Raw genomic sequence first — 337 nt, forward strand, 5'->3', positions numbered from 1 at the left:
CACTTGTTGAGGCCGAAGCCGACGCGCTAGTGCTTGCTGAGGCTGACGCACTTGTTGACGCTGAGGCTGATGCGCTTGTACTTGCCGAAGCTGATGCACTTGTCGATGCTGAAGCCGACGCGCTTGTACTTGCTGATGCTGATGCACTTGTACTTGCTGAGGCCGACGCACTTGTCGATGCTGAGGCCGACGCACTTGTTGACGCTGAAGCTGACGCACTTGTACTTGCTGAAGCTGACGCGCTTGTTGAGGCTGATGCCGATGCGCTAGTGCTTGCTGAAGCTGATGCACTTGTCGATGCTGAAGCCGACGCGCTTGTACTTGCTGATGCTGATGC

General features: G+C 56.4%; 1 protein-coding gene. It reads left to right on the top strand.

Features of this window, described 5'->3' with window-relative positions; translation table 11 throughout:
- The coding region (locus B7700_RS11140; RefSeq protein WP_192855634.1) for a hypothetical protein at positions 1-337 on the top strand (337 nt) is incomplete at both ends.

The sequence above is a fragment of the Streptococcus mitis genome, from assembly GCF_002096755.1.
Taxonomy (GTDB): domain Bacteria; phylum Bacillota; class Bacilli; order Lactobacillales; family Streptococcaceae; genus Streptococcus; species Streptococcus mitis_AC.